The following is an 11,011-nucleotide window of genomic DNA, read 5'->3' as shown; positions in this document are numbered from 1 at the left end:
CGGGAGGCAGAATTCTGCCCGGTCGTTCGGTAAGTGGTTCTACTCCCCGCAGAATCTTTTTCTGGACATCTTCCGGGAATCCGCCGGGAGTCTGTCCCATGCGACCGCTGATCAGGTCCAGAACCGATTCCGGAAATGCCAGGTCACGATCACCGTTGACAACATCCTCACAGCTCAGATCATTCGCGACCAGGAATAACGCCATGTCGCCAACTGCCTTCGAAGTGGGTGTTACCTTGACGATGTCTCCCAGCAACTGATTGACTTCCGCGTAAACATGACAGACTTCGATCCAGCGGTCCCCCAGTCCCAGTGACTGTGCCTGTTGCAGCAGGTTTGTGTATTGACCGCCCGGCATCTGATGTTCGTACAGATTCGCACCCGCGGGCAGAACCGGGCTTTCAAACGCGGTGTAATAATTACGCACGGCGCGCCAGTATTCCGAAATTTCGTCCAGGTACTTCACCTGCACCGTGGGTTGATGTTCGCTGAATCGCTGGGCTTCGATGACGGTTGTCAGGTTCGGTTGTGAAGTTCCGCCTGACATGGAAGGGACGGCACCATCGGCGATATCCAGTCCGACTTCCGCCGCTTTCAGAATGGAAGCCGCCTGGCCACCGCTGGTATCATGGGTGTGAAAGTGAATCGGAATGCCAATTTCCTGTTTCAGGGTTTTGACCAGCAGTTCGGCTGCATACGGTTTACATAATCCTGCCATGTCTTTGATGGCGAGGATGTGCGCACCCATCTTCTCCAGTTCTTTGGCCATGTTGACGTAATATTTCAGATCGTATTTCGTTTTGGAAGGATCGAGAATATCACCCGTGTAGCAGATGCTCGCTTCACAGATGGCGCCGCTTTTCTGCACTTCCTCCATCGCCACTTTCATGTTGGGCACCCAGTTCAACGCATCGAACACGCGGAACACATCAATGCCTGCATCAGCGGCTTCTTTGACGAATGCACGGACGACATTGTCCGGATAGTTGGTATATCCCACCGCACTCGAAGCACGGATCAGCATCTGAAACAGGATGTTCGGCACCCGGGTTCGCATTTCAGCCAGTCGCTGCCAGGGAGATTCTTTCAGGAACCGCATTGAGGTATCGAACGTGGCACCGCCCCACATTTCCAGTGAGAACAGTTCCGGACAGTTATGCGCATAAACCTCCGCGATCTGCAGCATGTCATGGGTGCGGAACCGGGTGGCATACAATGACTGATGTGCGTCACGGAAGGAAGTGTCGGTCAGCAGAAGTGGCTTCTGTTCCAGAATCCATTTGCTGAATTTCTCTGCGCCCAGTTCCAGCAGTTTCTGTCGCATCCCGTCCGGCGGTGAGATCTTTTTCTTGTTGTAAGCTGGTACGGGGGCAGGGCTCCGACGGACAGATTTAGGACGGTCCTTGACCAGGGGATTTCCATTCACGACTGTTTCTGCCAGGTAAGTCAGCAGTTTCGTAGCGCGGTCGTGTCGCTTGGGGAACTTGAACAGTTCCGGTGTATCATCGATGAAGCGGGTATAACATTCGCCGTTCAGGAATGTCGGATGCGTGATCAGTTTCAGCACGAAGGGAATATTCGTTTTCACGCCCCGAATTCGAAATTCCTGCAGACAACGTTCCGTGCGCGCCGCTGCATCTCTGAAGGTGCGTGCCCAGGTGGTGACTTTCACCAGCAGTGAATCGTAATACGGGAAGACCATTGCTCCCGAGAACGCCGTCCCTGCATCCAGTCGCACGCCCATCCCGCTGGCAGACCGGTAATGCGCCACGCGACCATAGTCGGGCATAAAGTTATTCGTTGGATCTTCCGTTGTGACCCGGCACTGCAGTGCAAAGCCGTGGGTCTGCAGTTCTTCCTGCGAATTGATGCGGATTCCCGGGTCATTCAGCTTGGCCCCCTGTGCCAGCAGAATCTGTGACTTCACGATGTCCACGCCGGTCACTTCTTCCGTGACGGTATGCTCCACCTGAATTCGTGGATTGACTTCGATGAAGTAAAACTGGTTCGTGTCGGCGTCGAGCAGAAACTCCACGGTTCCCGCCAGTTCGTAGTTCACACTTCGCCCAATTTTCAAAGCCGCTTCGCACAGTTCGTCTCTCACGGCCGGGTCAAGATTCGGTGCCGGCGCGATTTCCACTACCTTCTGGTGACGTCGTTGAACCGAACAGTCTCGTTCATAGAGATGGACCAGGCCGCCATGTTTGTCGCCCAGTAACTGCACTTCGATGTGACGGGCACGCGAGATGAATTTCTCAACGAAAACATCCTCGCTGCCAAACGCTGACATAGATTCACTCCGCGCCGTTTCGTAAGCCGCGTTGAAATCTTCCTCTTTCTGAACGACCCGCATCCCGCGTCCGCCGCCGCCGTGCGCTGCTTTCAGAATGATCGGGAACCCGATGTCGACCGCCGTCTTCCGGCCCGAGGCGGCATCCGCAATCGCTTCGCCACTTCCCCCCAGGACGGGAACGCCGACCTGCTGGGCAATTTTGCGAGCCGAGATTTTATCCCCCAGCGCTTTCAATGTTTCCACGCGAGGTCCAATAAAGATGATCCCAGCGTCTTCACAGGCCTGGGCGAACTCAGCATTTTCAGACAGAAAGCCGTAACCTGGGTGGATTGCGTCAATTTTCTTCTGCTTGGCCAGGGCGATGATCGCTTCGATATCCAGGTAAGATTTGACCGGATGCCCCGGTTTTCCAATCTGGTATGCTTCGTCTGCTTTGGTGCGGTGCAGGGCATATCGATCTTCATGGGTATAGATACCGACCGTGCGAATTCCCAGTTCGTGCGTGCTTCGAAAAATTCGAATGGCAATTTCACTACGGTTGGCAACAAGCAGCTTCTTAATTTTACGCTCTGACATGAACTTTCCTAACTCTTTGTATACTTTCGGCTTGAAGGCTGAATAGCCGTGTTTTTTCTACGGATTTTCTCTGCAGTCCAATGGTCATTAGGGTACATGCATGAGCCCGGAAAAACAATGCAGCACCAACGTTTGTCTGGATTCTCGCTGGAACACGATTTTTCGGTGGTCCCAGGTACAGATATTTTCGCTAAATCCTCTTTAGAAACCGGTTTGGAATGATTCATATTGACCTGTTTTCCTGCACTGATTAGTGTTAACTCCGGTCTGCTCAGTTCTATCGTCTCCGGCACCTGTTTCAAGGACCTGACTCGATAGAAATTATTAGTATTCTGACGAATCAATGTGGTAAACCCAATGGGACAAAAACAGTGCGATCTGTGTGCAGGAACGGAGTTCGAACCAATCGGAGAACGGGATCGGCATGGAAAACCGTTGACGACCGTGATCTGTAAAGCCTGTGGCCTGGTCGCGCACGGACAAATTCCTACCGATGAGGAACTCGCGCACTATTATGCCACTGAATATCGTAAGAGCTATCATGGCGAACTGACTCCCTCGGATCGCCGCGTGATGCGCGCCTGGAAAAATGGCGAACGTATCTTTCATCAACTGCAACCACATATTGATGCTGATGCCGCTGTCTTCGAAGTCGGGGCTGGTATTGGCTGTACCGTGAAAGTGTTCGAACTCAACGGCCATCAGTCGGCAGGAATTGAACCTGGTGAAGGCTTTCAGGATTACTCGCAGCAGCGACTGCTGACCAACGTCGTGCGGGGAGACCTGTTTGAACAACCCCGCGATCACAGTCGCGAACTGGTTCTGCTGGTCCACGTCATCGAGCATTTTAATTCTCCCCGTCGTGCCCTGGAATACATTCGAGGCATGATGGCGGATAACGGATTGTTCTATGTGGAGTGTCCCAATATCGCTGCACCGTTTGCCCGTCGCAGTAAAATGTTTCATTACGCCCACATTCATAATTTCACTCCTTCCAGCCTGAAGATGCTTGCGGAAAGCTGTGGCTTCCAACTGGAAATGCAATTTGGATCGAAAGAAGATCCTTATCTGCAAATGCTCTTTTCCTGCAGTGACAGCAGGAAACTCAAAATCGATTACAATAACTATCAGCAGACCATGCAGGTGATCAGGCAGGCAACCCCCCTGCGCTATCACCTGCGTCCCCGGTATCTCTCAGCACGCTTTTCCAAAGTCGCCAGTTACCTGCGCGAGCATCTGACAGCGAAACAGTTTGTTGCTGACGTTGTGAAGAAATGCCAGCAGTTCGCTTCTGATCACGAAGACGAACAGCCCACGGAATTGCGTGTAGTTGCCTGAGATGCTTCTCTAAATTGACTGTTTTCTCCCGTTTGTGTTTCGTCTTGGAAAAAAGCTGACTGCTACTGTCTGTTTGTGTCCTGATCGAAAAACGGCACTACGCGAAATAGACTGATTTTCAGGGGCCAAACTGCCGTCAGTGACGGACTGGTTCTGATTTGAGCACCCAGATTCGCTTGCGCAAAACTGCGTTTCGGCGCACAATCGCGCCACTTTTCGCACTCATTCACGCCAGTGACCCGCCGCTGCTCACTCTTTTTTCACCAGTTTTCGGCATAACTTTTTCAGTCGTTCTTGAACATTCTGATCCAGATCCTGAAGGCACAGGCGGACACATTATACTGGAGATGCTCTCAGAGCGGAGAGATGAAAATCGGGAACCGGTATCAGCCGTAGTTCAGTTCGCAGCCGGTTTCAGATTCTCGGGGCGGGTCAGCCTGGCTGCCGGTCCCAGCGGGCGTTCTTCCTGGTGCGGAAACGCGCGGATCGTGGTCACGATCTGTTTCTGCTGTTCGAATTCCTTGCCACTGGCCAGTTTCACCGTGGTTTCCAGGAAGCGTTCGATTTTCGATTCGAGGGGCAACCCTGTTTTGCGGTCGATCAGGCACGATCCAAAGGATTTTCCGCCCCGGATGTAGAGCTGCACCGATTTTCCATGCTGGTTAATCGGGCTGCTGATTTTGGAAGCAGCGATATCACCGGCAATATTAATGCGGGCGATGTTGTCGTTCAACTCGCGCAGCGTGTATTCGGTTTTGAGAACCATCGGGATCGGTTGCGTCAGGCGGCGGGTTTTGATCCAGGTCTCTCCCACGCGGATCGCGCCTCCCTTGTGATTTTCGTCAATGTTGTAAGGCAGCAGACCAATACTGTCGTCGATGAAATTGGCGACACCATCATCACCCGACGATTCTGAGATCTTGGCCAGCACGGTTTCCCGCTGGCCGGCAGCGGTATTCTGCAGGCAGCGTCTGATAAACTCGTCAAAGCCTACCAGTTCTACGATTTTGTTATCCGGCCCGATCCAGAAGGAAAAACCGTTATTCACCAGGTATTGATAAGCCTGAACCTGCGGAGGCACGGGGCCTGATGAGCGGTTGGAGTCGTAGTGCACCTGTTCGCCGGCGATATCATGCGAATATTTCACGCCTGTATAACTCACTTTGAACCGTTTGCGACCATCGTCCCGCAGTTCCTCCACTGTCAACGCCAGGATCAGTTCCAGTTTTGATGTACTGTTGATAATACCCGCTGAGGAAGCCTGGGAAAGTTTCTGCTCGACAGTTTTAATCATCGGAAATCGCTGGTTGACTTCCAGGTTCAGTTCCAGCACTTCCACTTTTTCATCTTTCAGCGAAGCGTTCTGCACCTGAATGGTGTTCTGCAGCGGTTTCACAACCTCGGTGGGCTGGGGCGGAGCCTTATCCTTGACGACTTCCACGGCTTCCTGGCGTTTGGCCCAGAATGACCAACCGGTCCACGCCAGTATCATAATTCCCAGCATCCAGCTGATATAACGCTTGCCCTGCATGGCGACTTTGTCCAGAATAGATAAAGAAAGCTAACGAATGAAGGTTTTTCAATCATTTTGAGATGCAAAACTTATCAGTAATATCGATTTAGTGAAAGACGAATTCGGCATCTTCTGATGCGGTTCTTCTTGACGGGGAGATGACAATGCCGGTTGTAATGCGCGCGTTTCTGGCTGCTTTTGTACTCAGTTTCTGCGGATTCAGCGCCGCTGCTGACCAGAATACAGACACGAAAGACACTCCCCCCAATATCGTGTTTCTGCTCAGCGACGACCAGCGACCGGATACGATCGCTGCCCTGGGCAATTCGATCATCAAAACCCCGAACCTGGACGAGTTAGTGAAAGCGGGGACCAGTTTCACCCGCGCTGTTTGTGCCAATCCGATCTGCACACCCAGTCGGGCGGAAATTCTCACGGGCGTCAGTGGGTTTCATAACGGCTCCCTGGATTTCGGTAAGCCGATCAAAAAAGAACTCCCCACCTGGTCCCAGACCCTCTCAAAAGCCGGATATGACACCTGGTACGTCGGCAAATGGCACAATGATGGTAAACCCGTGCTACGTGGATACGATGAGACGCTGGGCCTGTTTACCGGAGGGGGCGGACGCTGGGCGGTCCCTTCGTATGATGGCAACGGTGTCCCGGTCACCGGTTATCGAGGCTGGATCTTTCAGGATGACGAACGCCATTTCTTCCCCGAGAAAGGGGTGGGGCTCACCTCAAATATCAGCGAACACTTTGCCGACGCTGCCATTGAATTCATCGATCGCAAGCACGAAAAACCGTTTTTTCTGCACGTCTGTTTCACGGCACCCCATGACCCGCTGCTGATGCCCATTGGCTATGAGCAGTTCTACGATCCGAACAAGATGCCGGTCCCGAAGAACTTTCTGCCTGAGCATCCCTTTGATCATGGTAATTTTGAGGGCCGCGATGAAGCACTCCTCCCCTGGCCACGCACAAAACAGATCGTACAGAACGACCTCTCCCTCTATTATTCCGTCATTTCCCATCTGGATGCGCAGGTCGGCCGAATTGTCGATGCGTTAAAGAAATCGGGCGAGTGGGAGAATACCATTCTGATCTATTCCAGCGACCATGGTCTGGCGATGGGCAGTCACGGCCTGCGGGGAAAACAGAACATGTATGAGCACACCGTCAACGTCCCCCTGATCATGGTCGGTCCCGGAATTCCCGCCGACGTACGATCGAATGCCCAATGCTACCTGCGTGACTTATATCCAACCAGTTGTGATCTGGCCGGTGTTCCCATCCCGAATACGGTCGAAGGCAAGAGTCTCAAGCCGGTTCTCACAGGTGCACAGGATGCTATCTACGACGAGGTCTTTTGCTACTTCCGCAACTTCCAGCGGATGATCCGCACCGATCGCTGGAAGCTCATCTACTATCCCCACCTGGATCGGGTCCAGCTGTTTGATCTCAAAGAGGATCCACTGGAACTGCACGACCTGTCAGGAGAGGCCGCACATCAACAAGTGCGTGACAAACTCCTGAATCAGTTGAATGCCTGGCGAAAACAGCAGGATGATCCTTCTCTGCAGCAAACGGCAGAAAATTCCTGAGGGCGGGTCCACAGTGCCGCGAAAATGAGTCCCGTTTGAAATCATTCTGATGGCGCAGCGCGGCTTTGTGTGGATCTTACAATCGATTCCGCTGGACAGTCTGTCTGGAGTGAAAAAACGTAACTCTTTATTGTGTTATGTTTTAAAGAGTCGGTTTTTCTGTCTCTGAGTTCAAATCGATATAATTGGCATATTTTACGCTCTTCTCTCAAACCGTTCACATCACAACGCGGGCAGCAACGGTTTTACCAAAGGGGAGAGAGTCATGATGATCCATAAGAAAGTCCGTTATTTCAAGCAGCCGTTTCGGATGTTACTGTCATTGGCACTGGTGGGGGGGATCTGTAGCTCTCCCTTGATGGCGGCTGATAAATCATCAGATCGCAAGAACCGCAGTTCCAGTCGCAGCATTCAAAGCAGCAAAAAAAGTTCGTCCAGTTCCACTAAGCCCCAACGTATCGTACGTCCCCAGACCACTAAGCCCCAGATCACACGGCCCCAGTCCACACGGCTACCGTCTTCTTCTAACGCGAAGACTCTGCCACGACCTTCCGGCAAAAGCGTCAAAAACTTTTCAGGGAACATCAGCCCGAAAGTCAGCGACAGGGGAAGCAGTCGGCCTTCGAAATCATTCAAAGCCATTCCACCGTCAACACGACCTGACTTCAAACTGCCTCAGTTTGGAAAGCAGAACAGCATCAAGCTGGATACCAAACATCTGAATCCGCGGATTCCTGATCGCAAAGTACCAGATCGTAAAGTGCCCGGTCGCAAAATACCAGATCTCAAAATTCCTGAGCACAAAATCCCAGACAGAAAAATCCCGGATCGCAAGATTCCCGACCGAAAAGTTCCTGATCGTAAAATTCCGAACCTGAAGATTCCTGATCGAACAGTCGATCCTGGTAAGTTTGTGCCGAAACCAGGCAAGATCACAAGACCATCAAAGCCTGGTTTTGACAACAACGTCTTTAAACCCGGCAATGGAAAATTCGATCCGAAGCCTGGCAAAGGTAATCACGTCTTCAAGCCAGGAAATAACATTCAGAAACCAGGGAAAAAACCGAATCAGATCGGCAAGTTCCCCCAAGGAATTGATCTTGAGAAAGATTTTTCCAAAGGCAAACAGTTTGGCCCTTCCAAAAAGTGGCTCGGCAAAAATGGCGTGCCTTTGAACAAGGATCTCTTCAAAAATAAAAACATCAAACCACTCAAGTTGAATCTCGATAAACAGCTGCAGGCTGGAAAATTCAACGCCCTGATCAACAGTAAGCACCACAAACAGTGGAATCTGAAGAAACAGTTTGAACTGCATAAGAAAGGTGACGTTGCCCGTCAGTTAAATCTGAATCACCACCTGCTCAAGCATGGTGGCTGGAGAAATCGAAGCCTGTTCGGCAATATGGCGAATTCCTTCACCCACACTCACTTCGGCAGCTGGTACGCCGGACCTGGCATGTACCCCAGCTATTGCTGGAGCCCACACTGGTCTGCCTGGGTGGACTGGTGCTGGTGGGACTGGTGTCACCCCATCTGTGATCCCCGACCGATGATCTGTCGTCCCATCATCTGGGAACCTTGCGGCCCCTGGGTCTGGTATGACTGTCCTGTCTGGCAGCCGCTGCCCATCGTGACCTGTGGTACCTGGGTGGATGTGGAACCGATCGTCATTGACAGTGGTCTTGACCTGCAGATGCTGGCAGTCCGTTTTGTTGACTCAGGACATGCGGAAGAAGAACTGGGACCGCGTTTCCGCGTCTGGTTCCGCAATAACAGTGTGGTTGATATCAACCAGCCCTTCAATGTCATGCTGCTGGCTTCCAACTCACGGGAAGCAGTTGCCGGAGTGCCTGAAGCAGGGACCCGCGTTGACAATATCGCTGCAGGCCAGATCCAGACTGTTGATATTCGTCTGCCTTTCGCAGCCAGTACACTCTCGACGGATGCAGAAGGAAATCAGGTTCCCTTCGAACAGTTGCACGTGCTGATCGATTCCCACCGGGAAATTCCGGAAGCTTTTGAAGAGAACAACGGTTCTGTCGTGGCACGCGTTGATGTGCTGCCCGTCGATCCGGCCCTGTTTTCTGCAGATTCCGATGTCGTCTTCAGTGGCGGCATGGTCAATCTGGCCGGTGAAGGTCTGGGACCGGAACCAGGCAAAGTCCTGATGTCTCTGAATGGCATGAACTTCGAAGCAGAAATTTATGGCTGGTACGACCTGGGTGTTCGCATCCAGCTGCCCGAACTGCCTCTGCTGGATGCAGCGGATGCTACCTTCGTGATCGTACGCGGCGATGGTGCGGCATCCAACCCGATCGATTTGCAACTGGCACCGCAGGTCGCTGCTGTCAGTGCTGAGTAACGGAAGTGTGCGTGGGATGGCTTGGAGCCATCCCGGGTTCCGAACAGGGAGCAGGCAATGTGTCTGCTCCCTTTTTTTAATTGGAGTCCTTGTTGCAGGCGCACTACAATGGGTTTTCCAGACTCAGTAACTCTGTTATCCCGCTCGCAATGGATTGAATCTCCTGAAAACGTTTCTCCATGAATTCTGGCTGTTCGGAATCAAACAGGCGTCCGCCTGTATCTTTGGTGGTTTTCTGCTGACGCTGATGATCATCACCCGCTTCTGGTATCCGATCGATTTTCTCTATCGATACGACTTTCTGTTTCTGGCTGCGATTGCCTTCCAGGTCTGCCTGCTCTGTTTCCGACTCGAATCCCCGCGCGAAGCGGTCGTGATTCTGATCTTTCATATCGTGGCAACAGTGATGGAACTGTTTAAAACGTCGGACGGCATTCGTTCCTGGCAATACCCGGAGCCGTTTGAGATAGGTATCGGCAATGTGCCTCTGTTTGCCGGCTTCATGTACAGCGCTGTGGGCAGCTACATCGCCCGGGTCTGGCGGATCTTTGATTTTCGTTACTCAAGTTATCCCCCCTTCTGGAGCACGGTCGTACTGGTGACGCTGATTTATGCCAACTTTTTTACCCATCACTATGTCGTGGATATTCGCTGGGCGCTGATTGTTGCCAGCCTGTTGATGTTCGGCCGGGTGATGATCTATTTCAAAATGAACCGCGTCCATCGTCGCATGCCCCTGGTGCTGGGCTGGCTGCTCGTCGCGTTGTTTATCTGGTTCGCGGAAAACCTGGCGACGTATGCCAATGTCTGGATCTACCCCATGCAGAAACACCACTGGCAGCTGGTTTCGCTTTCGAAACTGGTGGCCTGGTACCTGCTGATGATGCTCAGCTTTGTGCTGGTCTCCCTGGTAAATCGTCCCTTAAAGATTGGTGATCCTGCCCTGCAGGAAGTGAATCATAATTGAGCCGGTACAGACTGTTTGGTTTCAGTCACTCAGTTCCAGTTTGATTTCCGGGTTCGATTCCGACACCGTAATCTTGAGCGGTGTGGTCGTCGGGCTGCTGTATTTGATCGGAATCGCACTTTTCATCGAAACCCCTTCCGGCGTGGATTCATAAGCATTCACGGTCACCTGGTGTTCGCCGGGAATGGCGCCGTCATCTTTCTCGAAAGTGCGCAAGGTGAATTTACCGGTTGTGTCCGATCGTCCCGTTGCCGGTTTACGCCCCTGCAGGGGATAAAACATGATCGACGCATCGGTCACCGGTTTGCCCTGGTAGGTGACGACTCCCCTCACGGCAACGGTTTCCGGCAGATCCTCA

General features: G+C 52.3%; 7 protein-coding genes. 4 read left to right on the top strand and 3 right to left on the bottom strand.

The features are described 5' to 3' along the window. Window positions 1–2,869, bottom strand: a 2,869-nt coding sequence (locus tag AACZ40_RS25050) for a pyruvate carboxylase (protein ID WP_339676299.1), incomplete at its 3' end; no start/stop codon positions are given. Between the two features lie 357 nt (window positions 2,870–3,226). Here AACZ40_RS25050 and AACZ40_RS25045 point away from each other — a divergent pair. Then, window positions 3,227–4,207, top strand: coding sequence for a class I SAM-dependent methyltransferase (locus AACZ40_RS25045; RefSeq protein WP_291169681.1), 981 nt, complete (start codon window positions 3,227–3,229; stop codon window positions 4,205–4,207). A gap of 397 nt (window positions 4,208–4,604) precedes the next feature. On the opposite strand, the gene AACZ40_RS25040 is transcribed toward AACZ40_RS25045, so the two are convergent. Next, window positions 4,605–5,738 (bottom strand): DUF6263 family protein, encoded by a 1,134-nt coding sequence (locus AACZ40_RS25040; protein WP_291169684.1) that lies wholly within the window; start codon window positions 5,736–5,738, stop codon window positions 4,605–4,607. A 146-nt stretch (window positions 5,739–5,884) separates the two neighbouring features. Between AACZ40_RS25040 and AACZ40_RS25035 the strand changes: the two genes are divergently transcribed. The 3 genes from AACZ40_RS25035 to AACZ40_RS25025 all read left to right on the top strand — a co-directional run bounded on the left by AACZ40_RS25035 (window position 5,885) and on the right by AACZ40_RS25025 (window position 10,653). Continuing rightward, a complete protein-coding gene (locus AACZ40_RS25035; protein ID WP_291169686.1) occupies window positions 5,885–7,324 on the top strand; it encodes a sulfatase-like hydrolase/transferase in 1,440 nt (479 codons plus the stop codon). Between the two features lie 265 nt (window positions 7,325–7,589). Further along, a complete protein-coding gene (locus AACZ40_RS25030; protein WP_291169687.1) occupies window positions 7,590–9,686 on the top strand; it encodes a hypothetical protein in 2,097 nt (698 codons plus the stop codon). Between the two features lie 154 nt (window positions 9,687–9,840). Then, on the top strand, window positions 9,841–10,653 hold the full coding sequence (locus tag AACZ40_RS25025; protein WP_291169689.1) for a DUF817 domain-containing protein: 813 nt from the start codon (window positions 9,841–9,843) through the stop codon (window positions 10,651–10,653). A 21-nt stretch (window positions 10,654–10,674) separates the two neighbouring features. Here the strand turns inward: AACZ40_RS25025 and AACZ40_RS25020 are convergent. Further along, the coding region (locus AACZ40_RS25020) for a hypothetical protein (RefSeq protein ID WP_339676291.1) at window positions 10,675–11,011 on the bottom strand (337 nt) is incomplete at its 5' end.

The sequence above is a fragment of the uncultured Gimesia sp. genome (assembly GCF_963972345.1).
Lineage (GTDB): Bacteria > Planctomycetota > Planctomycetia > Planctomycetales > Planctomycetaceae > Gimesia.
This window is presented reverse-complemented; position numbering and strand designations above follow the sequence as displayed.

What these genes read in the sequence shown, in the direction of transcription:
- AACZ40_RS25040 (WP_291169684.1), bottom strand. Translation starts at nt 5,738, where the DNA reads ATGCAGGGCAAGCGTTATATCAGCTGGATGCTGGGAATTATGATACTG.
- AACZ40_RS25035 (WP_291169686.1), top strand. Translation starts at nt 5,885, where the DNA reads ATGCCGGTTGTAATGCGCGCGTTTCTGGCTGCTTTTGTACTCAGTTTC.
- AACZ40_RS25030 (WP_291169687.1), top strand. Translation starts at nt 7,590, where the DNA reads ATGATGATCCATAAGAAAGTCCGTTATTTCAAGCAGCCGTTTCGGATG.
- AACZ40_RS25045 (WP_291169681.1), top strand. Translation starts at nt 3,227, where the DNA reads ATGGGACAAAAACAGTGCGATCTGTGTGCAGGAACGGAGTTCGAACCA.